This is a genomic window from Haloarcula ordinaria (assembly GCF_029338275.1).
Taxonomy (GTDB): domain Archaea; phylum Halobacteriota; class Halobacteria; order Halobacteriales; family Haloarculaceae; genus Haloarcula; species Haloarcula ordinaria.
Genome location: NZ_CP119789.1, coordinates 536,439 through 562,036 on the forward strand (window position 1 = coordinate 536,439; position 25,598 = coordinate 562,036).

Sequence of the window (25,598 nt, forward strand, 5' to 3'; positions counted from 1 at the left end):
CAATAAGTGACTCGAAGCGCCGTGGCAGTGGAGCGGTCGTGGTACGGCTACCCGCGGCAGTCTGAAGGTATATATGATGGATATGTGTATAAGCGCCTATGGCAATGGATGGTGTGTTTACACGGTGGTATCGAGATCATATCGGTACGCCGACGACAGACGACGAAGTGTACGGTTACTGGCTGTTCGTGGTCGGATTGGTTCTCGGGACGCTCGGACTCGCGCTGTTCTACGCCGCAGCCCCGCGCTCTGGGCTTCGTGAAGTCGGCTACGTCCTCGGGGCGCTCGGGTTCGCGTCGCTGTTCGTCGGCCCGACGCTCCGGCTCCCGCTCTCACGACGCGCGCTGTTCGTCTCGTACGCCGGCGCGCTCGTCTGCTTAGTCGCGACAATATGGTTCACGACCATCTACCCGTCGGCGTGGAACGGACCGGAGGGCAACCCGGCGGTCACGCTGTACGTCGTCGGCCTCGCGCTGGCGGCCATCGGCGCGGTGCTCGCACCGCTGTTGACCGGGCGACAGGAAGAGTACGATCGGGTCCACGAGGAGGCCGCGGCCGCTACCGAAGCGGCCGAACGATCGAGCGAGACGGCAGAACGGGCGAACGAGACGGCCCAGCGGGCGACCGAGACGGCCGAACGGACGGCCGCCGAGCGCGACTCGCTGGCCGACGAACTGGTGGCAAGCGAGTCCGCCCGCGAAGACCTCTCGACAGCGCTCGAGGCCACCGAGGCCGAGCTGAGTGTCGCGCAGGCGACCATCGCCGCGGCGATGGACAGCAAGGGGACCTTCGAGCTGTACGCCGACAAGGGCGGCAAGTATCGCTGGCGGCTCCGCCACCGCAACGGCAACGTCATCGCCGACAGCGCGCAAGGGTACGCCTCCCGACAGAAAGCGATGCAGGGGCTCCGAAGCGTCCAGACGAACGCCGCTGGCGGCGCTGTGGTGTTCCTGGAGTCGGCCACCGAGGACGACACGGTCGAGGACGTCCCCGAGGTCCCGGCCCCCGAGAGTCAGGGGACGTTCGAACTGTTCGAGGACAACGCCGGCGAGTTCCGCTGGCGCCTCCGTCACGACAACGGGAACATCATGGCCGACGGTGGAGAGGGGTACGTCTCGAAGTCCAACGTCCGTCGGGCACTCAAGAGCGTCCGAGCGCACGTTCCCGGTGCGGCCTACCTCAAGGTCGACCCCGTCGCCTTCGAGGTGTACGCCGACAGGGCCGGACAGTACCGCTGGCGACTTCTCCACAGGAACGGCGAGATTCTGGGGGACAGTGGCGAGGGCTACTCGACCCGGGCGAAGGCCCGGAAAGCGGCCGAACAGGTCCAGTCCGTCGCAGCCAGCGGCGAGGTGGGCGAGGCGTTCGAGGTGTACGAGGACAACGCCGGCGAGTTCCGCTGGCGCCTGTTCGACGGCGAGGACATCATCGCCGACAGTGGCGAGGGCTACACCGAACGCAACAAGGCGGTCCGCGCGGTCGAACGCGTCCAATCGTACGCGGCCGACGCCGACCTACTGACGATCGGGAGCGCGGCCTTCGAGATATACGAGGACCGCGCCGAAGAGTGGCGCTGGCGCCTCCGTCACCGCAACGGCGAGATCATCGCCGACAGCGGTGAAGGCTACCCCAAGCGAAGCGGGGCAGTCGCGGCCATCGAACGGGTCAAGCGCCACGCGCCGGGCGCAGACCAGCAGGAAGCGTAGACCGGTCCCCCGTTCGGCGAACGCTTATGTTTCAGAGTGACGAAGTTACACCCATATGACAGTTGAGGATCTCGAGACGGCCGGCCTTGCACAGATGGACGACGCCGCCATCGAGGATTTCCTGCGCAGTCAGCGCTTCGGCATCCTCGGCCTGCCGGCCGACGGCGCACCCTATCTGGTGCCGATCTCCTTTGGCTACGACGGGGACGCGCTGTACTTCACGTTCATCGGCGGCCCGGAGAGTCAGAAACGGACGCTGATCCGGGCGTCCGACACGGCCACGTTCCTCGTCACGGACGTCAGTTCGATGTTCAACTGGGAGAGCGTCGTCCTGACGGGGACGCCCGAGCGGGTCCCCGAATCGGAGTGGGACGAACTGGCCGACGTCCTCGGGGGCGTCTGGCGACCGGAGGTGTTCGAGGACGCGCTCGAATCAGAGGACATCGTCATCTTCCGGTTCGACGTCGAGGAGCGCAACGGCATCAGACACACCGGACTCCCCGAGGGGTTCCGGAACCTGTAAGCAGGAGCGGGACAACGCGTCGCCCGCGGTCGGGAGTTTGTGAGGGTTTAACAGGACCGGTGCCCTTGCACCACCCATGCCAACACCGGTCATCGTCGGTGCAGTTCGGACGCCACAGGGCAAAGAGGACGGCGCGTTCGCGGACGTCCGCAGCGAGGACCTCTCGATACCCCTCGTCGACGAGTTGCTGGCCCGCACGGGCGTCGAACCGAGCGACGTAGACGACCTGCTGTGGGGGTGTGCCCAGCAGCGCGGCGAGCAGGGCAACAACCTGGCCCGGGTCGTCGCCCTACTTTCCGAACTGGGCGAGGACGTCCCCGGGTCGACCGTCAACCGCTGGTGTGCCTCCTCAGCGGAGGCGCTGATGCGGGCGGCCGACGCCATCGCGGCCGGTCAGCGAGAGGTGCTCGTCGCCGGCGGCGTCGAGTCGATGTCCCGGGTGAAGATGGGCGAGAACACCCACAACGTCCACCCGCGTATCGCCGAACACTACAACATCGGCGAGCTCAGCATGGGGATGACCGCCGAGAAGGTCGCCGACCAGATGGACGTCGACAGACAGCGACAGGACGAGTACGCCCTGCGCAGTCACGAACGGGCCGCCGACGCGACGGACTCGGGCCGCTTCGCCGAGGAGGTCGTCCCCATCGAGACCGAGGCCGGCGAAGTCAGCGAGGACGAGGGCATCCGCCGGGACACGACGCTGGAGAAACTCGCCTCGCTCCCGACCGTGTTCAAGTCCGACGGGACGGTCACCCCCGGTAACGCCTCGCAGGTCTCCGACGGCGCGGCCGGCCTCATGGTCACCTCCCGTGCGTTCGCCGAAGAGCGCGACCTCGACGTGCTCGCCGAAGTCGGCGCTCACGAGGTGGCCGGCGTCGACCCCACCGTGATGGGCATCGGTCCCGTCCCCGCGGTCCGTCAGCTGAGCGAGCGCACTGGACGGGACCCAGACGAGTACGACCTCGTCGAACTGAACGAGGCGTTCGCCTCCCAGTGTCTCTACTGCAAGGACGAGCTGGGCTTCGACGACGACATCTTCAACGTCAACGGCGGCGCCATCGCCATCGGCCACCCGCTCGGAGCCTCCGGGGCGCGGCTCCCGGTGACGCTCGTCCACGAGATGAACCGACGGGACGCCAACCTGGGACTTGCGACGGAATGTGTCGGCTTCGGCCAGGGCGCGGCTATCGAGTTCCACGCACCCTGACGGCCGGTTGCCGCGGCTTTCCCGGTAGTTCGCGGGCCTTACCCGACGTGGTAGCCGCCGAGCGACCGCGACGGACTGCGCCGGTCCAGGGTCTGGGCCACCCTCGACGGCGACTCGGCGGGTAGCGGCGTCGAGCGTCGATTACACTACACATAACAATCACTACGGGGCGTCTATCGGGAAGTAATGAGCACCAACTGGCACTCACCGGTCGGGGACGAGGCCGCCGCCAGAGACCCGCTCCCCCAGGATGACTTCGCCGACGAGGTCCTCGTCGCAGAGGTGGAACCGACGGCCAACGGACCGCGTCGGGCACTCGTCTACCCGAACGACGCGCCGGCCCATCGTGTCGCCGACCAGTGGCTGGCAGTCGGGGTGACCGCGCTCGTCGACCTCGACGACGCACGGTGAGGCAGAGGCGGGTAACGGCGTGGTAACAATACCGCCCGTTCGCGATGGTATCGTGCATGGGAACGACTCACTGGCAGACGGGTGACGGCGAACCGACGGACGACCCGTCCGAAGGCGTCCTCCCGGCCGTGATTCGGACGCGGTCCGACGGGACCGACCGGTTCATCTGTTACGACGACGCCGGGACCGCGGCGGCCGCCGACACGGCGTGGCTCTCGGTCAACGTCGAGTCGGCCGTGTCGTTGCTCGACTGGCGCTGAGGCGAGTCCGCGTCGGTACTCGTCGGAACGGCCTGTCCGCTCGACCGGACGACGTCGTGTGGTCGAGGCGAGAGCGACCGCCTGCAGTCAGTCTCAGTACGTATCGATATCCGTCCCGACCGAACAGACGTACTCGCCGGTCGCGACCTGTGGGAGCCGTCGCGACCGCCAGAAGATACCGGCGGAGTCGGCAGTAACCTCGGCTTTCGTCCCGCCGAAGACGTCGGTGACCTCGAAGAGGGTCTGGCCGCGGGAGACGCGGTCGGCAAGGTCGACGTGGAAGTCGACGAGGCCGCCGACGGGCGACCCGTACTGCTCGAAGCCGCTGGCGCGGGTCTGTGGCCGTGGGCGACACTGCCCGTCGAGGAACCCGTAGTAGTTCAGGACGTTGAACACGCCCTCGGTGCCCGCCTGGACAGAGGTCTCGTCGAACCCGACGGCGCCGCCCAGCTCCGGGTCGATGGTGGGGACACCGTCGTCGGGCGCGGTGCGGGCGAGCTGGCCGTCGGGGCCCTTCTGGTCCAAGATGTAGCCACAGCCGAACACCCGCGCGAGTTCGAGGCACTCCTCGTGTAGGTGGTGGCGCGACCCACAGCGGACGCGACACTCGTCGATCATCCGGGAGGTCGAGCCCTGGTGGAGGTCCACGACCAGGTCGGCACCGACGGCCGCCTCGTAGGTGGCCGCGGCGATGCGCTCGCTGGACGTCCCGTTCTCGTCGCCGGGATACGCCCGGTTCATCTTCGTGTCGTCGATGGGGTTGCGGTGCTGTGCGACCTGGAACGCGTGGTAGTTGACGATGCCACAGACGAGAATCGTCCCCGAGACGTCGGCGGGGTCGAGCTGTGGCATCACCCGCCTGATGACGCCGACGCCGTTCAGCTCGTCGCCGTCGCTCGCGGCCTGCATGTAGAGCGTCTTCCCGTCGGCGGCGCCGTTGACCACGGCGACCGGAAGACCGAACGGACTCCCGTCGCGGGTCTCGCCGACCGCCAGGCGCCCCGTGTCCACCTCGCCGGGCGCAGCACTTGCCGTGCCGAAAGTTACCATTGGGGCCACCTTCGGGATGCGCGTTTTTACTGGTTCGGATTTCACTCACCGCGGGCGAGACAGACCGACGGCGTCATTTGACTGGCTCGCGTACCCTCGCGCGTGTCCGATTCCGACCGACAGAGTGGGAAAGCCGCGATGGTCGAAGCGCTGCACGTCCCCCGGAACGCGACGGTCGGCTTCGCGGGGGCGCTGGCGGTGACCGCCGCGGTGTTCGCGCTGTTCGTCCTGCCGGGGACCCAGCGACCGATGTACCTCTATCTCGCACTGGCGTTCGTCCTCACGGTCTCGCTGGGCGGGCTGCTGACGGCGCTGTTGACCGTCGTCTCGGCGGTCAGACTCGCCCGGGCCGACACGCCGGAGTGAGGGTCACTGGCCGGCCAGATCGGTGAGGCGCTCGGAGCCCGACCGAGTCCCCTTCGCGATGAGGACGTCCCCCGCCCGCAGCGACGTCTCCGGGCCCGGCGAGACGACCCAGTCGGCGTCCTCGCGACCGGTCCGCGCGCTCTCGCCGGCCCGTCGGATGGCGATGATGCGCATCCCGGTCGCCGTGTTCACGGCGGCGTCGCCGATGGTGGTCCCCGCGAGGTCGCTGTCGGCCGTGACCGTCGTCCGGACGATTATCTCGTCGGATTCCTGGACGGCCTCGGCGACGACGGGGTGCGTCGAGAGACCACGCATGACGCCCTCGCTGATCTCCTGGGCGGCGTCGGAGATGACCTCCGTCGACCGGGCCAGATGGACCAGTCCCCGCAGTGAGACCGGGTCCTCGATGTCGGCGGCGGCCCGGAGCACCCACACCTCGAAGCGGGACTGCAGGGCGTCGACCTCGGCCTCCAGTTCCATGACCTCCGCTGCGACCTCCTGGCTGTCGAACAGCACCGCGCCGTAGGCCAGGTCGACGGCGAGCTCGCCCATGTCCTTCATCACGACGATGGAGTCGACGGCGCGTTCGAGGTCCCGAAGGCTACCCGTCGGCGGTGCCGGCGGTTCGTAGGCCGCACCGGTCGCGTCGCGGTAGACGTCGGCGACGGCCGCCTCGGGGCCCCGGAAGAGCACGACGTCGTCGGCCTCGAGGGTCGTCTCGCGGTCCGGGCTGAGCAGCCAGGTCCCCTGTCGCCGGATGGCGATAGACCGGACGCCCGTGTCCGTCTCGAGGTTCAGCGCCCCCAGCGTCTGGCCGGCCAGCGGCGAGTCGGCCGCGAGGGTGGCCCGGACCAGCGTCTCGACGGCCTCCGGTAGCGCGGCGCGCATCGACTCGGGCAGGCCGATGTCCTCTAACACCACCTTCGCGATGTCGCCGGCGGCGTCGCTGATCTTCTCCGCCGCGCCGACCATCCCCAGCACCGGGGCCAGCGCCTCCGCGTCGTCGGTCGAGCGACACGCCATCAGCAGGCTCATCCGGGCCCGCATCTGGAGGACGTCCATCTTCGACTCCAGTTCCAGCACCTCGGCGGCCACGTCGTCGCTCCCGAGCAGCACCGCCGAGTACGAGAGGTCGATGAGCAGCTCCGCGGTGTCTTTCATCTCGGCCAGCACCGTCTTGACGCTGACCGGTTCGTACTCGACGGATACCGTCGGGTCCATGACCCGAGATTCGACGGCATCGAGGAAAAACGTTCCTCACGTGTGGGTCGGCGACCGCTCCGCGGGGCCTGGACGTTCGCCTGCCGTCGTCGCCGAGTAGTGGCCAATGTAACAGCGGACCCGGGAGCCCTCCGTGAGGTATGTGAGACAGTCGCGATGAAAGAAAATGTTTTTCCCGGCCGGTACGGTAGCGTCCGGGTATGTCCGACGACCTAAAAAAGGGCCTCGAAGGCGTTCTTGTCGCCGAATCCGGTCTGAGCATGATCGACGGCGACGTAGGCAAGCTCGTCTACCGGGGGTACACCATCGAAGACCTCGCGAACGGCGCCAGCTACGAAGAGGTGCTGTATCTGCTTTGGCACGGGCACCTCCCCGACGAGGACGAGCTGGCCGACTTCGAAGCGGCGATGGTGGACGAGCGCACCATCGACGACGGGCTGCTGGAGACGGTCCGCGAGCTCGCAGAGGCCGGCGAGGAGCCGATGGCCGCGCTCCGGACCGCCGTCTCGATGCTTTCGGCGTACGACCCCGCACCGGCGGACGCCGAGCCGACAGACGAGACGGTCAACCTCGCGAAAGGGCGGCGCATCACCGCCAAGATTCCGACCATCCTGGCGGCGTTCTCCCGCATCAGGAACGGTGCGGAACCGGTCGACCCCCGGACGGACCTGGGCCACGCCGCGAACTTCCTGTACATGCTCAACGGCGAGGAGCCCGACGACGTGCTGGCCGACGTCTTCGACCAGGCGCTCGTCCTCCACGCCGACCACGGTATCAACGCGTCGACGTTCTCGGCGATGGTCACGGCCTCGACGCTGTCGGACGTCCACAGCTCCGTCACCGCCGCCATCGGGACGCTGAAGGGGCCGCTCCACGGCGGCGCGAACCAGGACGTCATGGAGATGCTCAAGGAGGTCGACGACGCCGAGATGGACCCCCTGGAGTGGGTCCGGACCGCACTGGACGAGGGGCGGCGCGTCTCCGGCTTCGGCCACCGCGTCTACAACGTCAAGGACCCGCGAGCGAAGATTCTCGGCGAGCGCTCGAAGGAACTGGGCGAGGCCGCCGGCTCGCTGAAGTGGTACGAGATGTCCACCACCATCGAGGACTACCTCATGGAGGAGAAGGGACTGGCCCCTAACGTCGACTTCTACTCCGCCTCGACGTACTACCAGATGGGCATTCCCATCGACATCTACACCCCCATCTTCGCGATGTCCCGCGTCGGCGGCTGGGTCGCGCACGTGCTCGAGTACATCGAGGACAACCGCCTCATCCGCCCGCGGGCCCGCTACACCGGCCCCGACACGGACGAGACGGAGTTCGTCGAGATCGGCGAACGGTAGACTACGTCCCGGACGGTTTTTTCGTGCGTTCGTCGGCCCGAGCGTCGCGACGGCCCTGTTCGCGCTCCGTCAAGCCCTGACCGGTGAGACCGACCTCGCCGGCGTGGCTACAACACCGGTTTGAGCGACGACAGGGCCTTTCACCCGCCCGCGAGGAGTGCTGGGTGCATGGTCCACTGTCCAGAGTGTGACGGTACGATAGCGGAAGAATCGGACGTCGAGTTCATCGACCTCGACGCGAAGATGGCGGGGCTGTTCCGGTCCTCGAAGCGGTTCTACGTGGTCGCGTGCAACGACTGCGGCGCGGCCATCGGCAGCGGCGTCGCCGGCGGCGGCGGCTGAACCGGCTGCGGCTCACCCGAACAGCTCGGTGAAGCGGTCGACGCCCTCGTCGGTCCCCGCGATGACGAGTTTGTCGTCAGTCTCGATGGCGACGTCGGGGCCGAGGTCGGTCAGCACGTCGCCGTTCCGCTCGACGGCGATGACCGTACACCCCGTCCGCGAGCGGATGTCGGCATCGCCGAGCGTCGTGGCACCGAGCCCCTCCGGTGACACCCTGACGATTTCGACCTGCTGGTCCATCGAGATGACATCCTCCTCCTCTAAGATAGTCGAGGCGAGCATCCGCCCGCTGACCGTCGCCAGCGAGAGGACGTAGTCGGCCCCCGCGCGGTACATCTTCTTGACGTTGTTCGTCTCCTCGGCCCGAGCGATGACCTCCACCTCGGGATCTAAGTCCCGGACGACGAGCGTCGCGAACTCCGTCTCCGTGTCCGCCGAGATAGCGAGGATGACGGTCCGGGCCTCGTCGACACGGGCGGCCTGCAGCACCTCCGGTTCGGTCGCGTCGCCGACCACGTCGACGCCGGACATGTCCTCCCGGTCGAGGACGGTGTGGGGGACGCCGGCTGTCGTGAGCGCCGCGGTGATGGTCTGACCGACCTCGCCGTAGCCGACGACGACGGTCTTGCCTCGCCGGAACCCGCGGACCGACGACATCGTCATCTCCTTCAGCTGTTCGAGCTGGCGCTCGGTCCCGGCGGCGAGCAGCACCGTACTCCCGTCGAGTTCCGCGTCTGGTGAGGGGGGACTGACGAACTGCCCGCGGAACCAGGCGCCGATGACGTTGACGCCCGTCCGCTCCCGGATGCCGCTCTCTTCGAGCGTGGTCCCCACCAGGTCGCTCCCGCGGTGGAGGGGGAGCTCGGCGATGTCGAAGTCCTTGCCCACCTCGATAGAGTCCCCCAGCGTCGTCGAGACGCCCGTCGTGACCTTGCCCGCGAGGCTCTCGCCGAGGACTTGTCGCGGCGAGACGACGGCGTCGGCCCCGGCCAGGTCGTGGTACTTCGCGCGGTTCGGTTCCTCGACGACGCTGACGGTCTGGACCGATTCGTCGACCTCGCGGGCGGTGAGGATGATGCTCGTGTTGACCTGGTCGGAGGCGTCTGCGACCAGCGAGCGCGCCGACGAGAGGTTGGCCTTCTCTAAGCCCTCGACGGACTGCGGGTCGGCGTGGATGACGTGGTACCCCTCGGCGTACAGCTCGTTGGCCCGCTCGCGGTCGGCCTCGACGACGACGTAGGGGACGTCCCAGGTCTCGAGTTCGGTCACCAGCGTCTCACCCCGGGGCGTGAACCGGCAGATGACGACGTGGTCCGAGACGTCTCGCTCGACGTGCGTCGGCGCGGACGTGGCCATCGCCTCCTCGAACAGCGGGAACAGCAACACCGGCAGGGCCAGGAAGATGAGGATGACGCCGGTGATGTCCATCACGATGACGAGCAGGCGCATCCCCGTGCTCTCCCAGGGGGAATCGGAGCCAAAGCCCGTCGTGGTGAACGTCTCGACGACGACCTGCAGCGAGTGGAGGAAGTCCCGCGGGTCGGACTCCCAGGCCGTCATCCCGTAGTCGTATGCGACGGCATAGCAGAGAACGACAGCCGCCAGCGCCGCGACGTAGTAGGCGGTCCGCCGCATCCAGGTGTCCATCTACCGAAACGTGGCCCAGCGGCGGTAAAACAGTTCTGCCGCCGTCACGCGGTGTCGGGGCCACACAGCGCCCGTTCCCGCAGGTCTAACACCCAGCGGCGAATAGGGGGGTGCATGCTCTCGTTCGAGGACGTGCTGGCGGCCCAGGACCGGGTCAGCCAGACGGCGCGCCACACCCCGCTCGACTACTCACACACCTTCTCTTCGATGACCGGCGCGGACGTCCACCTCAAGCTCGAACTGTTCCAGCGCACCGGGTCGTTCAAGATACGGGGTGCGACCAACCGCATCGCGACGCTCTCGACCGAGGAGCGCGAGAACGGCGTCGTCACCGCGAGCGCGGGCAACCACGCGCAGGGCGTCGCACTCGCCGCGACGCGCATCGGCGTGGACTCGAAGATCGTGATGCCCGAACACGCGCCCGTCTCGAAGGTCAAGGCAACCCGGAGTTACGGCGGCGAGGTCGTCCTCTCCGGCCGCGACTACGACGCCGCCGCCGAGCGCGCCCACGAGATCGAACGCGAAGAGGGCCGGACCTACATCCACGCCTTCGACGACGAGCAGGTGATGGCCGGCCAGGGGACCATCGGTCTGGAGATTTACGACGACCTGCCCGAGGTCGAGACGGTGGTCGTCCCCATCGGCGGCGGCGGCCTCATCAGCGGCATCGCCACCGCGCTGAAGGGCAAGAACGAGGACATCCGCGTCGTCGGCGTCCAGGCCGAAGGGGCCTCCAGCGTCGCCGAGTCGCTGCGGAAGGGCCGGCGAATCGAACGCAACTCCGTCGAGACCATCGCCGACGGTATCGCGACTCGGACCGTCGGCGAGCGGACCTTCGAGATAATCCAGGAGCGCGTCGACGAGGTGGTGACCGTCACCGACCCGGAGATCGCGGTGGCGCTGACGACCCTGCTCGAACGCTCGAAGACCCTCGCCGAGGGGGCCGGCGCTGTCGCGCTCGCCGCGGTGCTCGAAGGGAAATTCGACTGCGACGAGGGCGAAACCGTCGTCCCGGCGCTGTGTGGCGGCAACATCGACCTGAACATGCTGACGAACGTCGTCATGCGAGGCCTGGTCGAGACGGGGCGCTACCTCAAACTCCGGACCGTCCTCAAGGACCGCCCCGGCGCGCTAGAGGAACTGGTCGGGATTCTCTCGGCCCAGCGGGCCAACATCTACGCCATCGAGCACGACCGGACCAGCCGCGACGTGGCGATGAACGACGCCGAGGTCGAACTGGATTTGGAGACCCGCGGTCCCGAGCACGTCGAAGCACTGCTCTCGGCGTTGCGCGAGCGCGGGTACGAGGTCGACGTGCTGGTCTGACGCCGCCGACTCGGGATTTATTAGCCAGGCGGTCCCCGCTCCGATATGAAAGACATCGTCAGCACCGACGACGCACCCGCCGCCGTCGGCGCGTACAGCCAGGCGACCACCACCGACGACCTCGTGTTCACCGCCGGCCAGATTCCGCTGACACCCGACGGCGACCTGCTGGACGGGGCCGCCGTCGACGTCCAGACCGAACAGGCCCTAGAGAACGTCGCGGCCATCCTCGACGCGGCGGACACCGACATGGACAGCGTGCTGAAGGTGACGGTGTTCCTGGCCGACATCGACGACTTCGAGGCGATGAACGATACCTACGAGACGTTCTTCGACGACGAACCGCCCGCCCGCTCGGCCGTCGCCGTCAAGGACCTCCCGAAGGGCGTCGCCGTCGAAATCGAGGCCGTCGCCGCCCGGTAGATGCGCCTGCGAACGAAATCCAGCCTGCTGTGGGGCGCCGTGGGCGGCCTCGCCTTCCTGGTCTTGCTCCAGGGTTACGAACTGCTCGCGGCGCAACCGGTCGACCTCGGTGTGAAGTTCGGCGTCGCCGTCCTCGTGACGGCCGGCGCGGCGACCCTGACGTACGCCGCCCACGGCCGCCTACCCGGAAGCGAAAGTCCTTAACCACCCGCCGACTCACTCTCGAATGCGTGCCAGGATGGCCGAACGGTAAGGCGCACGCCTGGAAAGCGTGTTCCCTTTCGGGATTCTGGGTTCAAATCCCAGTCCTGGCGTACCACCTTTTTCCGCGTCGGGTTCGCGCTCCGCGCCCAGCGCCTGATGGCACGTGAGCGGCCTGCTCCACACGGAAACGACCGTGCTGGGAGAAGGGCAAGTATATAAAACAAACAGTTAATGTCTCCTGAAACGTACCAGATGGATGAGCAACGGTCGTCTACCAGTCACCCGCCGGGACGTACTTGCTATCTCGTCGACCCTCGCTGTCGCTTCGCTTGCGGGATGTGCCGCGACCGATGGCGGTACGAACGAAGACATCAAGACCGGCGCGCGACTCTGGCTCCCGCTCGACCACCCAAGCGTCGAAGAATACGATACCAGAACGATCGACGGAAGGATAGCCACCGTCAGCTACCGGACCAACATCCTCCTCTACAACGATATCGGCCTCGAACAGACACTCAGAGAACGAACAGACGGCGGCTTCACCCACTCACCGGCCCGCATCCTCGGGACGATCTACGTCCAAACCGACGGGGTCGGCTCCAGATTCATCGACAGAGCAGCCGAGCAACTCCGAGAGCAAGTAGAGACCGCACTCCAAGAAGAGATGCGAAACTACGGCATCACCGAAATCGCCCGACAAGAGACAGACGAGCCAACCACACGAGAATATCGCGGCGTCGTCGCTGTCGGAGACGTATTCCAACACGACGACGTAGACGACGAAGCGCTCGAAGCGATCCCGCCCATCGAGATGCGGTGCGGATTCGAACTCGGGAGGAGTCCTGAGGCCAGTACCAACCTCAGAGGGTCGCTCTGGATACAACCAGCCGGCACGTACGAAGTGAGACAAATCCGAACAGACGGCGAAGCCCTGCGTTCTGTGATTGCAAGTCGAGGTGGCGACAGGAATCTCAGTGACGGTGGCGACGCAGACGCTGACAGCCTCGGAGACATCACGATCGAAGACGAGCTCGAACTCAGCATTAGCACGATGAAGATCAGCACCAACAGTCAGAAAGCGGTACGCAAATAGACGTACTGAACACACACGTTAGTTCCACACCACACGCCGCCGCTCCCCGTCGTCGCGGCCGTCTCGCTCTCTTGTGACAGGGTGCCCGGCGCAGCCGATACGCGCCCTAGATCCAGCACGGTTCCTGAAACCGATCACCGATTGAGGGGCTCAGAGAAGCCCGGTATTCAGAAGAAGACTGCTGTGACCGTCACAGCGGAACGTCACAGCCCAAGTCATCGAGTGTCACGAGCGCCCGGTCGACGTCCGCAGCCTTGACCAGCACGTGGTCCGTCGAGAACGCCGACAGCGCGAACATCGAGACGTCAGCATCGGCGAGTGCCGTCGCGACGCTCGCCAGGAACCCGACGAGGTCGAACGGGAGCACCGCCTCGAAGGTGAGGACCTTCCAGCCGGGTTCGACGTCGATGGTTCGCTCGGGGTCGTAGGTTCCCTCCACGGCGACGACGGTCGTCTCGCGTCCGTCCTGAATACAGGCGAAGGCGTCCGGGTCCGGCCGGTCGGTCTTGACGACGGCGTAGCGCTCGTCGGAGACGGTGACGGTGGCCTCCGCCAGAACGTCGGCTGCGTCCATACGAGTCGATTCGCGGCCGGGGCCGAAACGTCCTCCGCCTGCTAACGGGCCGACTCGGGTCGGGAGGTCTACAGCGTCTCGACGCACTCACGACAGTACCGGAAGCCGCGTTCGTTGACCGTCCCGCAGCGGCCACAGCGGAAGCCACCAGACGGCAGCGGGCCACGCATCTCAGCCTCGCCGGCGGGTCGCTCGGGCGTGTCGGGGGCCCCGTCGCGCCAGCGCTCGCGGCCCTCGATGAGGATGCTCACGAGGACCGGTAGCGCCGCTGCGAGGGCGACGAGCGCCATCGCGGTGAGGACGACGACGTAGACATCCCCGAACTGGACCATGTAGCGGGTACGTGCCGGGAGGCAGTAGTTCCTGTGGTCGCAGTCTGCTCAGCCCTGGCTGAGGATTTCGAGCGTGTAGCCGTCGGGGTCCTCGACGAACGAGATGTAGGCGTCGGTCCCCTCGCTCTCGGTGGGTTCGAGGACCGGCGCGGCGCCGGCGTCCAGGGCCTGCTCGAAGGTCGCGTCGACGTCGTCGACGGTGAAGGCGACGTGGTCGACGTCGGCCCGCGTGGGGGCGATAGGCGTGGTTCGGTCGGGTTCGTGGCGCAGCTGGATGTCGCCGTCGCCCTCGCCGTCTTCGGCCAGGTAGACGTTCTCGACACCGTCGACGGTGAACCGGTTGGTCTCTTCGAAGCCCAGTTCCCCGTAGAACTCCATCGCGCGGTCGAGGTCCGAGACACAGAGTGCGACGTGTGCAAGGTCCATGCCCGGCCGTTCGGCGGCGTCCGGAAAGACAGTACCGGTCACACACCGCCGCGCAGCTGGGCTGCCGCTTATTTGCCGCTCGAAATACACGTCCGACGCAGATGGACCAGGTGGAGCCGACGGCGCTCCTGCTCGAGTACACGCAGGACAAAATCGCGATCGTCGAGCCATCCGGGACGTACACCTACGTCAACGCGGCCGCAAAGCACATTCTGGGCTACGAACCCGAGCAACTGGTCGGCGAGAACGCCTTCGAGTACATCCACCCCGACGACCAGGCGGCGGTCCGCGAGCAGTTCGAGGCACTGGCCGACACGGACAGCTTCGAAGCAGACACGGCGACGTACCGCTACCAGACGAGCGACGGGGGCTGGGTCTGGCTCGAGAGCTAGATGTCGAACCTTCGGGGTTCGGAACTCGGCGGGTACATCGTCAGCTCGCGGGACGTCACCGACCGCGAGGTGGCCGAGCGCGAGCGCCGTGAGAGCCGTGACAGGCTGGCCGAACTCGTCGAGAACGCCATCTGCCACACCCACGGTACCGAGCCCACCGTCGAGGTCTCGGTCCGGACGCGCGGGGACCACGTGGACCTCGTGGTCGCCGACAACGGGCCGCCGATACCAGCGGCCGACCGGCGGGTCTTCCTGGGCGACCACGAGATGACGACGGTCGACCACAGCCGCGGCGTCGGGCTCTGGCTCGTCTATTGGGTCGTCGACATCGCGAACGGGAGCATCGACTACGAGTTCGACGAGCACGGAAACACGGTCACGCTCACCCTGCAGCGCGCGGACTGAACGGGCACCTTAATCGGCGTCGGGGAACTCGACCGCCCGCTTGAGCCCGTCCTTGGCGACGAACACCTCGCCGTCGAACACCTCGCTGGCCTCGGCCTCGAGGCGGTCGGCCTGGCCGGCGTAGCGCGTCGAGATGTGTGTCAGCGCCAGCGACGTGACGCCGGCCTGTCGGGCGACGTCGGCGGCCTCCGCGGCCGTCGAGTGGGCCGTCGCCTGCGCTCGGTCGGCACGGTCCTGCGCGAAGGTGGCGTCGTGAATCAGGAGGTCGGCGTCCTCGCTGGCGTCGACGACGCTGTCGGTCGGGAGCGTATCGCCGGTGTAGACGAGCGTCCGGCCGGGTCGCGGCGGCCCGACGACCTCCTCGGGCTGGACGGTCCGGCCGTCGTGTTCGACCGGTTCGCCGCGGTGGAGCTTCGAGTACTTGGGGCCCGGCGACATGCCCAGTTCCGCCTCGGCCTTCTCGCGGTCGAACCGGCCCTTGCGGTCGGCCTCGGCGAGGACGTACCCGACCGACGGACAGCGGTGCTGGGTCCCGATGACCCGTACCTCGTACTCCTCGCGGGAGAGGGCCACGTCGCCGGTCGACACCTCGTTGATGCGGACGGGATAGGACGGCGAGGTGCCGTTGGCCTCGATGAGCTGTCGGAGGTCCCCCCGCGTCCCTGCCGGGGTGTGGATGGCGATCGGCGCGTCACGTTCGTTGAAGTCCCACGTCTGCAGGAGGCCGGGAATCCCCAGGACGTGGTCGCCGTGGAGGTGCGAGACGAACAGGTGGTCGATAGCGAAGCCGGTCCCGTAGCGCATCATCTGGCGCTGGGTGCCCTCCCCACAGTCGAACAGCAAGTAGTCGCCCTCTCTGTTGACGAACACGCTGCTGGTGTTTCGCTGGGTCGTCGGAATCGCCCCACTCGTCCCGAGGAACGTCACGCGCATCTCGTTGGGTTCTGCGCCACCGACGGGTAAACGCGTGTCGAATGCGTGCGCCGAAAGCCGCGCTTGTCTCGGTGAGGGTCTGTGTCACGGGCCCGGCTTGCCGTGCCCGGCCAGTCACGCGACTCTGTGAGCGTCGACCCGGCGGAACCGCCGCCGGAAATCTCATCCAACCGACGACAAACCTCGGCTTTGTGCGAGCTGGGACGACGTTTGTCCGTAGTTCGACGGGCTTTCCCGGGTGAACGGTAGCCCCGCTTTATCAGTTGTTCGTCCGACAGGTCTCTCGAACTGCCTGGAGCGCTACCCCCGGGCAGTGACAACTATATCATGAATCGAAAGTTACTCGCGCTATCGCTCGCCGTCGTCGCCGTCGGCGCCATCGCCTTCCAGGTGGGTGGCGTTGCGGCACAGCAGGACGCTGGCGGGAACCAACCGACAGCCACAGGACTCACAGTCGCGGAACTGAACGCACCGGCGAGCGCCACGCCGGGCGATAACGTGACCGTGCTCGCGATGGTCTCGAACCCGACCGACGAACGCCAGACGGAGTCCGTGACGTTCCGCTTTGAAGGGGACGTCATCGACCGCCAGCTCGTCTCGGTCCCCGCGAACGAGACCCAGATGGTCCAGTTCTCGGCCGCCACGGCGGGTGTCGAGCCGGGCACGTACCGCCACGGCGTCTTCACGGAGACCGACGGCCAGATCGCGACCATCACGCTCGCTGAATCGTACACGCTCGATGCGCTCGACGCACCGTCGACCGTCGAGCAGGGCGAGACCGTCGTCGTCAACGCCACGGTGACCAACCCGAACGAGTTCGAGACCACGCAATCCGTCGAGTTCCGACTGGAGGGCGCCCTCGTCGCGTCCGAGTCGGTGACGCTCAACGGCAGTGAGAGCACCACCGTGACCTTCGAGGTCCCGACCGACGCGGTCGAACCCGGGACGTACGTCCACAGCGTGTTCACGCGCGACGGTGGCGCGTTCGCCGAACTCGAAGTGATCGAGGAACCGGCGACCGAGACGCCGACCGAAACGGAGACACCCACTGAGACGCCGACCGAAACGGAGACACCCACTGAGACGCCGACTGAAACTGAGACCGAGACTACAACCGAAACGGAAACTGAGTCGCCCACCGAGACGCCGACTGACACCGAAACCGAAACTGCGACTGAAACCTGACGGGGCATCGACGACGCAACCGTCGTCCGTCGAGCCCTGCCACCCGTTCACATTTTTAACTGTGCCCGTCGTAGCCGCGTCCATGGAGTTCGTCATCGTCGGCTACGGCCGCGTCGGAACCCGGACCGCACGAATCCTCGATAGCGAAGGGCACGACGTCACCATCGTCGAGCGCGACCACGAGAAGGTCGACCGGGCCAGAGAGGCCGGGTTCGAGGCGTTCCAGGGCGACGGTAGCGACGAATCGCTGCTCGTCAAGGCGGGCATCGAGACAGCCGACGCCATCGGTGGCCTCACGGGCGACCTGAACATCAACTTCACCGCCTGCATGGTCGGGCGCGAGTACGGCTGTCGAACGGTGCTTCGCATCGACGCCGACTACCGCGAGGAGATCTACGAGAAGTACGCCGCGGACGTCGACGAGATCATCTACCCCGAGCGGCTCGGCGCCGCCGGCGCGAAGACCGCACTGCTGGGCGGTGACTTCAACGTGCTCGCCGACCTCACCGAACAGCTCTCGGTCGCGAGCGTGCAGGTCCCCGAGGAGTCGCCGGTCATCGGCAAGCGCGTCGTCGAGGTCGAGCTGCCCGGCGAGGCACACATCTACGCCCACGGCCGCAGTCACGAACCGATGAGCATCCCGCTGCCACAGACCGTCATCGAGGCGGGCGACAGCGTCGCCATCATGAGCGACCCCGACGAGCTCGAGGCGGTCCGCGCGTCGCTGCGCGGCGAGGCGTCTGCCTGAGCGAGAGACCGGAACCCAGAAAGGGGGGGATGGGTTTCGGTATCCGGGCGCGCCCAGCGGGAGGATGGGAAATCGAGGCCGTCGGAGCGCGCCCGTACTGAGGCGAGACCACGGCTGGACATAAACACCCGTCAGACGTGCGACCGACGGACGGCCGACGGGGTATCGCGCGGCTTTTTGTCGACCCGGACCGTCTGTGGGGTATGACCTGGCGCGACCTGTTCGAGCGTGCGGACGAGTACGAGACGAGCGTCGCGGCCGTCCGCGAGGCGCTGGCCGCCACCCGTGACGATGCCTGAGGCGTCGCCGGCCCGCATCGTCGCGGACGCCGACGTGCTGGCGGCTGACCTGCTGTGTGGCGACGTCTCCGGAAACGCTGCGCGGGTGGCGCTGGACCACGTCCGGCAGCACTCCTGGGTGTCCCTGGTCGCCAGCGACCCGTTGCTCGACGACGCCCAGGCAGTCATCGAATCGCTGGCCGACGAGTCGCTGGCGGCCGGCTGGCGCGAGCGCATCGAGCGCGAGCGAACAGCTGTCGACCACCCCGACGGCGACCACCCGGCGCTCGCGTCTGCCTACCGCGGCGGGGCCGCCCACCTGCTCACCTACGACGAAGGGCTCAGAAGTGCCAGCACGGGCGCCTCGCTGCGGTCACACATGAGCGTGAGCGTGCGCGCACCCGACGCGTTCGCCCGGCTGTTCGACCCCGAATCGCTGTACGAGGCGGTCGAGGGCGGCTCGTACCCCGGCCCCGACCGCGACCCGCGGGCCTAGTCCGATATGCCGGGTGTGGCGGTCGGGTCCGCCGTGTCTGCCGTCGGCCCGTCCGCCCCGCTCGCGTCGACCTCGAACTGCGAGAGCAGGTCCTGGAGTTCGTCGGTGCGGCGCGCCACCGACGACACCTCCTCAGAGACCTCGGTGATGGTCGCCGTCTGTTCTTCGGTGGCGGCCGCGACCGCCTCTGCCTCCTGGCTGGTCTGTTCGCTCACCGTCGCGACCTCGTCGACCATCCCGACGACCTCCTGGGTCGTCTCGGCCTGGTCGCTGGTCGCGCCCGAGATCTCCTGGATGGCGTCGTTGACCTCGCCCAGCACGTCGACGATGTCCTCGAAGTCACGGAGCGCCCCCTCGATGGTGCCCGTGCTCTCGGAGACCCGCTCGTTCATGTCCTCGACGTCGGTGACCGTCTGACTGGCCTCGTCCTGGACGGCCTGGATGCGGTCGGAGATATCGGCGGCGGCGTCGCGCGTCTCTTCGGCCAGGGCCTTCACCTCGTCCGCGACGACCGCGAAGCCGTCCCCGGAGGCGTCGGCGCGGGCCGCCTCGATGGAGGCGTTCAGCGCCAGCATGTTCGTCTGCTCTGCGACCTCGGTGATGACGTCGACGATCTCGTCGATCTCGCCGACCTCGTCGACCAGTCCCTCGACCGCGGTGGCGATTTCCTCGATTCGGGCCTCCATCTCGTCGAGTTCGTCGATGGCGACGGCGGCCTCCTCGCGTCCGGTCCGACCCCGTTCGGCGGCTTCCTGGGCGGTCTGGGCGGCGTCGTCGGCCGTGGCCGCGATCTCCTCGACGGTCGCCGAGAGCGTGTTCATCTCCGAGGCGACGTCGTCGTGGCGCTCGGACTGCTTGCTCGCACCCGCGGAGATGTCCTGAATCGACCGGGCGACCTCGTCGCTGGCGCGGTCGATCTCGTCGACGCTCTCGGCGAACCGGTCGCTGGTCTCGGAGACGTCCTCGGCGAAGGCCGTGACCTCGCCGACCATCTCGCCCAGCGTCGTCACGAGGTCGTTGTAGTTCTCGACGACCGCCCGGAACAGCTCGTCGTCGACGTCGTCGTCGAAGTCGGCGTCGAGCGTGGCGGTGAGGTCGCCGTCTTTCGCCTGTTCGGCCGCGTCGCCGAAGGACGACACGAGGTCGCGAAGCGCCTGCGAGCGCTCCTCTAGGTCCTCGGTCATCACCTGGAGCTCGGTCGTGTAGTCGTCGAGGCTCGCGGCCATTCGGTCGAGCGAGTCCCCGAACGCCCCCGGGACGTCCTCGTCTAGGACGTCCGCGTCGAACTCCTGGTGTGCGAGGGCGTCGGCCTGCCGAGAGACCGTCTCGAGGTGGGCCTGCATCGAACCAAAGGAGGACAGCAGGTTCGCCACCTCGTCGTCGCGGTCGCTGTCGGGGACGCTGACGTCGACCTCGCCGGCGGCAATCTGGGCCGCCGTCTCGTCGAGCGCCACGACGGGGTGGACGAGGTCCTCGCGGGTGATGAACACCGTGTTGGCGAACGCCACGGCCGCGCCCGTCAACAGGAGTGCGGTGAAGACGAACTGGGGTGTCCCCTGCAGTGTGAACGCGACGACTGCCAGCGCAATCGAGACGCCGAACTGGATACCCACGGCGGCGAGCACCTTCCGCTCGATGGAGCCGGAGACGCCGGTGAGGTCCAGTGACGCCCGTATCAGTCGTTTGTAGGTGTCGAGCGGGTCGAGTGACATACCAGAACGGTACCACGGACTCCCCTTTCAATGACTCGGGCTCTTTCCAGAAACTGATAACCAGCCCCGTCGGCCGTGGATGCCGTGGATTCGGGGCGGAGGGGACGGCTACGTCGGCGCTCAGTCCGTGCTCACCGGTCCCCGTTGACCCAGTGCGCGACGCGGCGGACGACCGAGCGCGGCGCCAGGCGGCCGAGCAGGTCGACGACGCGCATCGACGTGCTCGGGACGACGACCGTCTCGCCGCCCATCAGTCCCTCGTAGGCGGCTTCGGCGACGGCCTCGGGGGTGTTAGAACTGAGCGCGCCGACGCTGGAGTCGGCCATCCCGGCGCGGGCCTGGAACTCGGTGTCGACGGGACCGGGACACAGCAGCGTCACGGCCACCGGTGTCTCGCGCAGCTCCTCGGCGAGCGCCTCGGTGAAGCTGTTGACGTAGGCCTTGCTGGCGTAGTAGCCCGCCATCTGCGGGCCGGGCTGGAACCCCGCGACCGAACCCACGTTGAGCACCGCCCCGCCATCCGAGAGGTCGTCGAGGAACAGGCGCGTGAGTTCGACCGGCAGGACGACGTTCAGCTGTAACTGGGTGCGCTCGGCGTCCAGGTCGCTCTCGCGGAACGGGCCGTAGGTCCCGACGCCGACGTTGTTGACGAGGATATCGACGTCCAGGTCCCGCGCGGCGACTGTCTCGTAGAGGTCGGCGGCGGCCCCGTCGCGGTCGAGGTCCATCGCGATGGGCGTCGCCGTCACGCCCTGCGATTCGAGGTCGGCGGCCAGCGACTCGAGGCGCTCGGTCCGCCGGGCGACGGGGACGACGTCGTGGCCGTGGCTCGCGAACTCGCGGGCCAGCGCCGCGCCGATGCCGGCCGACGCGCCGGTGACGAGCGCAGTCCCGCCGTCCATCATTCGGTGCCCGTGTCGCGCCCGGCGTACCACTCGGCGAACTTCGCCAGCGCCCGGCCCCGATGGGAGACGGCGTTCTTCGCCTCGGTGCTCATCTCCGCGAACGTCCGGCCGTCGTGCTCGAAGATGGGGTCGAAACCGAAGCCACCGTCGCCACGCGGGGCGACGATATCGCCGGGGACCCACCCCTCGAACAGTTTCACCGGCACCGACTCGCCGTCGCCCTCACGGACCTGCTCGTCGGTGGTCGCCGTGTCGCGCTCGGCGGCCGCGAGGTCCTGGCCGCGGCGCTCCCCACGGTCGACGCCGCCCGGGTCTGGCGTGGCGTCGAACGACTCGCCGTCGCAGTAGGCGATGACCGTCTTGAACGCCGCCGAGTGGTCGGCCTCCGGTTTCGTCATGCGCCAGACGCGCTCGACGCCGACGGTGTCCTCGACGTACGAGGAGTACGGGCCGGGGAAGCCGTCGAAGGCGTCGATGAACAGCCCCGCGTCGTCGACGATGACCGGACCGCCGGCCGTCCGGTAGGCGTCGCGAGCGCCCTGTGCGGCCACCGTCCCCAGGTCGTCGGCCTGCACCTCCGGGTAGTCGAAGTCGAACTGGCGTACCTCGTCGTCGAGGTACTCTGTCGCCTCCCGGACCTTCCCGGGGTTCGTCGTCACGAAATGCAGCATACCGGCAACGGGTCGCCGGGCGTCAAAGAGCCGTCGAAACGCCTTAATCGACGATGACTTCGACCGGTTCGTCGTCCGCCTCGGCGTCGGCCTCCTCGCCGGCGCCGCGTTCGAGATACAGCATCACGCCGGCGACGACGAGGACGACCCACGAGCGCCAGTTCGCCAGGTTCAGCGTGTAGCCGATACCGAACGGCTTCTCGACCAGCATCCCGTCGCCCGGTTGCCAGTACGACGAGACCAGCCGCTTGAAGCTCGGTCGCTCGAAGTTGTACGGCACGCCGAAGATGGAGCCGGACTGTGGTTTATCTGCCATGTTTCCCCCTACTCCCCGCGAGGGTAAATCAGTTGTCCACTCTGCAAGCCTGACAGTGTCAGGCGAGCCCCACCGACCGGAGGAGGGTAAAGAGCACGTCACCGTAGGTCAGCGAGACGACCAGTCCGACGAACATCGGGACGAGGAACGGGATGCCGGGCGATATCCACACCGCCTCGCTTCGGGCGAGCACCTCCAGTCCCTCGCGCAGCTGCGCTGGCGTGGTCCCGTAGGCCGAGTGGTCGATGTCGTCGAGGAACGCCTCGGCGCCCCATGGGTCGGGTCCCCCTGCGGCGCCCCACTCGGGCCCGCCGCCGTCGGTGACGAGCCCTCCGTCGCCGGGTGGATTCGGCGCTTCAGGGAGCGTCTCGGGGTCGCGGTAGAGGTCTGGCTTCGCACGGACGTCGGCGAGCGAGAGGCCGCGCCACTGCAGGTACATCCGCAGGGCGTCGAGGTCCAGCCCACTGCGCGTGAACCCGTCCGGCGCGGAGAGGAGCCGCCCGTACTCGCCGGGCACGTCGCTGACCGACACCGGCCGACCGATGAACATCGCCATCGAGAGGCGCCCGCGGGCGAGGTTCCCCGCAGCCACCGCGAGCGGGTAGGCGACGCCCGCGAGTACCGTGTTCGAGAGGATGGTCAGCGAGAAGACGCCGATGGGCGTCTGCTGGAGCGGCAGAGCGACGGAGGGGGCCGAGAGGAGGTAGGTAGGGTAGACCGGAAAGAGCACGGCGACCAGTATGAACGCCTTGGCGTCGGCCCCACCGAAGCCGCCGATGTACCAGAAGCCGTAGGACAGCGGGGCGACGAAGCCCAGGCTGATGGCCACGCGCAGGAAGAACAGCCGCTGGCCACCGACGGGCGAGGTCCAGACGGTGTAGGCGTCCCACGCCAGCAGGACGACGGCGAGGACGGCCAGTGGGAGCCACGTCCGGTTGGGGACCCGACGCGTCTTCACGTCGCGGTAGGCCGCCCACGCGAAGACGGGGACGGCGACCAGTCGCAACAGGTCCGGTATCGACCCGAGCACGACTGTCAGGTCCCGTGGGAACGACCCTAACCCTTCCGGTGGCGGCGTGGCGACCGCTGTCGGTCGATACGAGCGAAGCGGAAAACGCAGGCGCTGTTTATATGACGCGGTTCTGCAGGTAGTCGAGATGTTTGGCGTTGTAGACGATCTTGACCTCGTCGGCCTCGGGGCTGCCGATGCAGGTCAGGCGGACGTTCTTCTCCTCGACCTCCTCGTCGGAGAGAATCTGCTGCATGTCCATGTCGATGTCGCCCTCGAGGACGATGGCGGCGCAGTTCGCACAGGCACCGGCGCGACACGAGAAGGGCCAGTCGTAGCCCTGTGCCTCCGCGGCCTCGAGGATGTACTCGCCTTCGTTGACCTCGATACTGCCGTGGTCCTCTTCGTCGAGGCCGGCGTCGCCGGCCTTGCTGAAGAGGTCGTCGTCGTACAGGTCCCAGCCCTGATCGTCCACTACTTCGTAGTTAAGGTACTCAACGGTTGGCATCACCTGGCGGGTTCGGACCCCGAGTTGTTAGACTTTGCCCTTCAGGCCCGAATCACCATCGTTCGTGACAGTCAGGCGACCGGCAGAAACCGGAAGACGAGGTAGGCGGCGACCGTCGCGATGGAGGGGACGATGTTCTGGAGGAAGATGACGCGAGCGGTCGTTCCGGGCTCGAAGAGGTCCGAGGCAGACGGGATATCGTCGCGGGACTCTTCACCGATGGGTTCCGGGTGTTTTGGCGTCTCGGTCCGGTCGCCGACGGTCGGTGCGTCGTCGGCGGTCAGCGACCCTACGGAGGCGACCGGCACCTCACCCTTCACCGTATCGGTGAGCCGGGTCGTCCGGGTCGCCCGGCCCCAGCCCAGGCCGACGATGCTCATCGTCGCGATGATGACGAAACTCGCCGGGATGCCCAGCGCCGAGAGGAAGGTGACGATGGTCGAGGCGACCGCGGCGACGACGATGGCCGCGACCAGCGGGAGGTCCGTGAGGTCGTTGCCGACCGTGTCCATCGTCCGCCGGGCGATGGTGAACGCGCCGAGGCCGATGGCCCCGCCGCCCAGCAGGATGGCCGGCGTCATCTCCAGCGAGCCGTTCCCAACGAGCGGGGCGACGGCGTTGGCGACGTTCGACGCGCCCGCCGAGAAGCCCATGTAACAGCCGATGCCGATGACGACCATCGTCCCGACGAACTCCCGCCGGGTGGTGTTCTCGCCCAGTTCCACGCGGGGGATGGTCCCCGAGCGATCGATGTCGACCAGCGAGCCCTCGCTCTGGGAGATGGCGAACAGCTCCACCAGGCGGGGGTAGAAGTATCGCCCGATGACGCCGCTGATCCAGAAGGCGATGATGGGCGAGACGAGCCACCAGGAGACGATCTCGAGCATCAGCCCGGCGTTCAGCGTCTCCCGAGCGAGGCCGAGGCCAGCGATCGCGCCGACGGCCGTCATCGACGTCGAGGCGGGCACCCCGGCGACGTTCGAGAGGAAGAGGGCGAAGCCGATGAAGAAGAGGACGATGATACTGATGAGCGGCGAGAACGACGTGGCCACGAGGTCGCTGCCGAGGCTCCGGACGACAGCAGGGCCGACGATAAGGCCGCCCGCCAGCGCGAAGACGGTCATCAGCGCCGCGGCCGAGAGCTTCGTGAGCGTGTTGCTCCCGACGGCGGGGCCGAAGGCGACCCCCGTCGAGGACCCACCGATGTTGAACCCGACGAAGATAGCCACTATGACGCCGATAGCGAAGAGAACCTCGACCATGTCCAGATGCAACGCCGCCGCAGGCTAAAGGGTACCGAACACGTCCGGCTATGCTGTCGCGTGGCACGGCGACGGCCGGGCGAATCAGTCCATGTCGAGGCTGCCGAGATAGACCAGCGCGAGGCCGCCCACGACGATGAGCACCCCCGAGAGGAGCTCCAGACCCGTGAGGAACCGGCCGCCGACCTCGCCGAGCGCGAAGACGGCGAAGGCCGCGCCGCTCCAGACCGGCCGGGCAGCCAGCGAGCGCCAGAACTGGCGGGCCGAGCGACGGAAGTTCGCCACCGCGCGGCTCGGACCGCTGTCGCCGTCGCTCAT

The 25,598-nt window shown here is 67.6% G+C and carries 32 protein-coding genes and 1 tRNA gene; 18 read left to right on the forward strand and 15 right to left on the reverse strand.

Annotated features, from left to right (window positions below):
- Positions 1–98: 98 nt before the first annotated feature.
- The 5 genes from P1L41_RS02820 to P1L41_RS02840 all read left to right on the forward strand — a co-directional run bounded on the left by P1L41_RS02820 (position 99) and on the right by P1L41_RS02840 (position 4,110).
- Entirely contained in the window at positions 99–1,706 is a 1,608-nt protein-coding gene (locus P1L41_RS02820; RefSeq protein ID WP_276297358.1) for a DUF1508 domain-containing protein, read from the forward strand.
- A gap of 55 nt (positions 1,707–1,761) precedes the next feature.
- Positions 1,762–2,229, forward strand: coding sequence for a pyridoxamine 5'-phosphate oxidase family protein (locus tag P1L41_RS02825; protein ID WP_276297359.1), 468 nt, complete (start codon positions 1,762–1,764; stop codon positions 2,227–2,229).
- Between the two features lie 76 nt (positions 2,230–2,305).
- On the forward strand, positions 2,306–3,439 hold the full coding sequence (locus tag P1L41_RS02830; RefSeq protein WP_276297360.1) for a thiolase family protein: 1,134 nt from the start codon (positions 2,306–2,308) through the stop codon (positions 3,437–3,439).
- A gap of 186 nt (positions 3,440–3,625) precedes the next feature.
- A complete protein-coding gene (locus P1L41_RS02835) occupies positions 3,626–3,850 on the forward strand; it encodes a DUF7511 domain-containing protein (RefSeq protein ID WP_276297361.1) in 225 nt (74 codons plus the stop codon).
- A 56-nt stretch (positions 3,851–3,906) separates the two neighbouring features.
- A complete protein-coding gene (locus P1L41_RS02840; protein WP_276297362.1) occupies positions 3,907–4,110 on the forward strand; it encodes a hypothetical protein in 204 nt (67 codons plus the stop codon).
- Positions 4,111–4,203: 93 nt separating this feature from the next.
- Here the strand turns inward: P1L41_RS02840 and P1L41_RS02845 are convergent, their stop codons facing one another.
- Positions 4,204–5,160 (reverse strand): succinylglutamate desuccinylase/aspartoacylase family protein, encoded by a 957-nt coding sequence (locus P1L41_RS02845; RefSeq protein ID WP_276297363.1) that lies wholly within the window; start codon positions 5,158–5,160, stop codon positions 4,204–4,206.
- A gap of 102 nt (positions 5,161–5,262) precedes the next feature.
- Between P1L41_RS02845 and P1L41_RS02850 the strand changes: the two genes are divergently transcribed.
- Positions 5,263–5,526, forward strand: a complete 264-nt coding sequence (locus P1L41_RS02850; RefSeq protein ID WP_417375460.1) for a DUF7536 family protein — start codon at positions 5,263–5,265, stop codon at positions 5,524–5,526.
- A gap of 3 nt (positions 5,527–5,529) precedes the next feature.
- On the opposite strand, the gene P1L41_RS02855 is transcribed toward P1L41_RS02850, so the two are convergent.
- Positions 5,530–6,747 carry a potassium channel family protein gene (locus P1L41_RS02855; protein ID WP_276297364.1) on the reverse strand — a complete coding sequence of 406 codons (1,218 nt, stop codon included), beginning with the start codon at positions 6,745–6,747 and terminating at the stop codon, positions 5,530–5,532.
- 200 nt (positions 6,748–6,947) lie between these two features.
- Here P1L41_RS02855 and citZ point away from each other — a divergent pair, with 200 nt between their 5' ends.
- Positions 6,948–8,093, forward strand: a complete 1,146-nt coding sequence (citZ, locus tag P1L41_RS02860; RefSeq protein WP_276297365.1) for a citrate synthase — start codon at positions 6,948–6,950, stop codon at positions 8,091–8,093.
- Between the two features lie 168 nt (positions 8,094–8,261).
- Positions 8,262–8,435, forward strand: coding sequence for a hypothetical protein (locus P1L41_RS02865; protein ID WP_276297366.1), 174 nt, complete (start codon positions 8,262–8,264; stop codon positions 8,433–8,435).
- A 12-nt stretch (positions 8,436–8,447) separates the two neighbouring features.
- Here the strand turns inward: P1L41_RS02865 and P1L41_RS02870 are convergent, their stop codons facing one another.
- Positions 8,448–10,082 (reverse strand): potassium channel family protein, encoded by a 1,635-nt coding sequence (locus P1L41_RS02870; RefSeq protein WP_276297367.1) that lies wholly within the window; start codon positions 10,080–10,082, stop codon positions 8,448–8,450.
- Between the two features lie 114 nt (positions 10,083–10,196).
- Here P1L41_RS02870 and ilvA point away from each other — a divergent pair, with 114 nt between their 5' ends.
- From ilvA to P1L41_RS02895, 5 genes are all read left to right on the forward strand, one after another.
- On the forward strand, positions 10,197–11,408 hold the full coding sequence (gene ilvA / locus P1L41_RS02875) for a threonine ammonia-lyase (RefSeq protein WP_276297368.1): 1,212 nt from the start codon (positions 10,197–10,199) through the stop codon (positions 11,406–11,408).
- Positions 11,409–11,453: 45 nt separating this feature from the next.
- Positions 11,454–11,831 carry a Rid family detoxifying hydrolase gene (locus tag P1L41_RS02880; RefSeq protein ID WP_276297369.1) on the forward strand — a complete coding sequence of 126 codons (378 nt, stop codon included), beginning with the start codon at positions 11,454–11,456 and terminating at the stop codon, positions 11,829–11,831.
- The gene (locus P1L41_RS02885) at positions 11,832–12,035 is read left to right on the forward strand and encodes a DUF7981 family protein (protein ID WP_276297370.1); all 204 of its coding nucleotides are present in this window, start codon (positions 11,832–11,834) and stop codon (positions 12,033–12,035) included.
- Between the two features lie 28 nt (positions 12,036–12,063).
- Positions 12,064–12,145, forward strand: a tRNA-Ser gene (locus tag P1L41_RS02890).
- 146 nt (positions 12,146–12,291) lie between these two features.
- On the forward strand, positions 12,292–13,128 hold the full coding sequence (locus P1L41_RS02895) for a hypothetical protein (RefSeq protein ID WP_276297371.1): 837 nt from the start codon (positions 12,292–12,294) through the stop codon (positions 13,126–13,128).
- A gap of 190 nt (positions 13,129–13,318) precedes the next feature.
- Here P1L41_RS02895 and P1L41_RS02900 read toward each other — a convergent pair whose 3' ends face one another.
- The 3 genes from P1L41_RS02900 to P1L41_RS02910 all read right to left on the reverse strand — a co-directional run bounded on the left by P1L41_RS02900 (position 13,319) and on the right by P1L41_RS02910 (position 14,460).
- The gene (locus P1L41_RS02900; RefSeq protein ID WP_276297372.1) at positions 13,319–13,702 is read right to left on the reverse strand and encodes an ACT domain-containing protein; all 384 of its coding nucleotides are present in this window, start codon (positions 13,700–13,702) and stop codon (positions 13,319–13,321) included.
- 68 nt (positions 13,703–13,770) lie between these two features.
- A complete protein-coding gene (locus P1L41_RS02905; protein WP_276297373.1) occupies positions 13,771–14,034 on the reverse strand; it encodes a DUF7577 domain-containing protein in 264 nt (87 codons plus the stop codon).
- A 48-nt stretch (positions 14,035–14,082) separates the two neighbouring features.
- Positions 14,083–14,460 (reverse strand): VOC family protein, encoded by a 378-nt coding sequence (locus P1L41_RS02910; RefSeq protein WP_276297374.1) that lies wholly within the window; start codon positions 14,458–14,460, stop codon positions 14,083–14,085.
- Between the two features lie 101 nt (positions 14,461–14,561).
- Here P1L41_RS02910 and P1L41_RS02915 point away from each other — a divergent pair, with 101 nt between their 5' ends.
- Complete coding sequence (locus P1L41_RS02915) at positions 14,562–14,852, forward strand: PAS domain-containing protein (protein ID WP_276297375.1); 291 nt, start codon at positions 14,562–14,564, stop codon at positions 14,850–14,852.
- A complete protein-coding gene (locus P1L41_RS02920) occupies positions 14,853–15,257 on the forward strand; it encodes an ATP-binding protein (protein ID WP_276297376.1) in 405 nt (134 codons plus the stop codon).
- Between the two features lie 9 nt (positions 15,258–15,266).
- On the opposite strand, the gene rnz is transcribed toward P1L41_RS02920, so the two are convergent.
- Positions 15,267–16,190: a ribonuclease Z gene (gene rnz / locus P1L41_RS02925; RefSeq protein ID WP_276297377.1), complete on the reverse strand. Its 924-nt coding sequence runs from the start codon at positions 16,188–16,190 to the stop codon at positions 15,267–15,269.
- 327 nt (positions 16,191–16,517) lie between these two features.
- Here rnz and P1L41_RS02930 point away from each other — a divergent pair, with 327 nt between their 5' ends.
- The 3 genes from P1L41_RS02930 to P1L41_RS02940 all read left to right on the forward strand — a co-directional run bounded on the left by P1L41_RS02930 (position 16,518) and on the right by P1L41_RS02940 (position 18,897).
- Positions 16,518–17,375 carry a hypothetical protein gene (locus tag P1L41_RS02930; protein WP_276297378.1) on the forward strand — a complete coding sequence of 286 codons (858 nt, stop codon included), beginning with the start codon at positions 16,518–16,520 and terminating at the stop codon, positions 17,373–17,375.
- Between the two features lie 82 nt (positions 17,376–17,457).
- Positions 17,458–18,123 (forward strand): potassium channel family protein, encoded by a 666-nt coding sequence (locus tag P1L41_RS02935; protein ID WP_276297379.1) that lies wholly within the window; start codon positions 17,458–17,460, stop codon positions 18,121–18,123.
- Positions 18,124–18,414: 291 nt separating this feature from the next.
- Positions 18,415–18,897 (forward strand): DUF7384 family protein, encoded by a 483-nt coding sequence (locus P1L41_RS02940; protein ID WP_276297380.1) that lies wholly within the window; start codon positions 18,415–18,417, stop codon positions 18,895–18,897.
- Here P1L41_RS02940 and P1L41_RS02945 read toward each other — a convergent pair.
- From P1L41_RS02945 to P1L41_RS02980, 8 genes are all read right to left on the reverse strand, one after another.
- Complete coding sequence (locus P1L41_RS02945; RefSeq protein ID WP_276297381.1) at positions 18,894–20,609, reverse strand: methyl-accepting chemotaxis protein; 1,716 nt, start codon at positions 20,607–20,609, stop codon at positions 18,894–18,896. The genes P1L41_RS02940 and P1L41_RS02945 overlap by 4 nt on opposite strands.
- A 131-nt stretch (positions 20,610–20,740) precedes the next feature.
- The gene (locus P1L41_RS02950; protein WP_276297382.1) at positions 20,741–21,511 is read right to left on the reverse strand and encodes an SDR family NAD(P)-dependent oxidoreductase; all 771 of its coding nucleotides are present in this window, start codon (positions 21,509–21,511) and stop codon (positions 20,741–20,743) included.
- The gene (locus tag P1L41_RS02955) at positions 21,511–22,185 is read right to left on the reverse strand and encodes a non-canonical purine NTP pyrophosphatase (RefSeq protein WP_276297383.1); all 675 of its coding nucleotides are present in this window, start codon (positions 22,183–22,185) and stop codon (positions 21,511–21,513) included. The genes P1L41_RS02950 and P1L41_RS02955 overlap by 1 nt, the downstream gene beginning before the upstream one ends.
- A 43-nt stretch (positions 22,186–22,228) precedes the next feature.
- Positions 22,229–22,501, reverse strand: coding sequence for a DUF5808 domain-containing protein (locus P1L41_RS02960; protein WP_276297384.1), 273 nt, complete (start codon positions 22,499–22,501; stop codon positions 22,229–22,231).
- A gap of 58 nt (positions 22,502–22,559) precedes the next feature.
- Positions 22,560–23,531, reverse strand: a complete 972-nt coding sequence (locus P1L41_RS02965) for an A24 family peptidase (RefSeq protein WP_276297385.1) — start codon at positions 23,529–23,531, stop codon at positions 22,560–22,562.
- Between the two features lie 97 nt (positions 23,532–23,628).
- On the reverse strand, positions 23,629–24,018 hold the full coding sequence (gene fer, locus P1L41_RS02970; RefSeq protein ID WP_276297386.1) for a ferredoxin Fer: 390 nt from the start codon (positions 24,016–24,018) through the stop codon (positions 23,629–23,631).
- Positions 24,019–24,089: 71 nt separating this feature from the next.
- Positions 24,090–25,280 (reverse strand): inorganic phosphate transporter, encoded by a 1,191-nt coding sequence (locus tag P1L41_RS02975; RefSeq protein ID WP_276297387.1) that lies wholly within the window; start codon positions 25,278–25,280, stop codon positions 24,090–24,092.
- A gap of 84 nt (positions 25,281–25,364) precedes the next feature.
- Complete coding sequence (locus P1L41_RS02980; RefSeq protein WP_276297388.1) at positions 25,365–25,598, reverse strand: hypothetical protein; 234 nt, start codon at positions 25,596–25,598, stop codon at positions 25,365–25,367.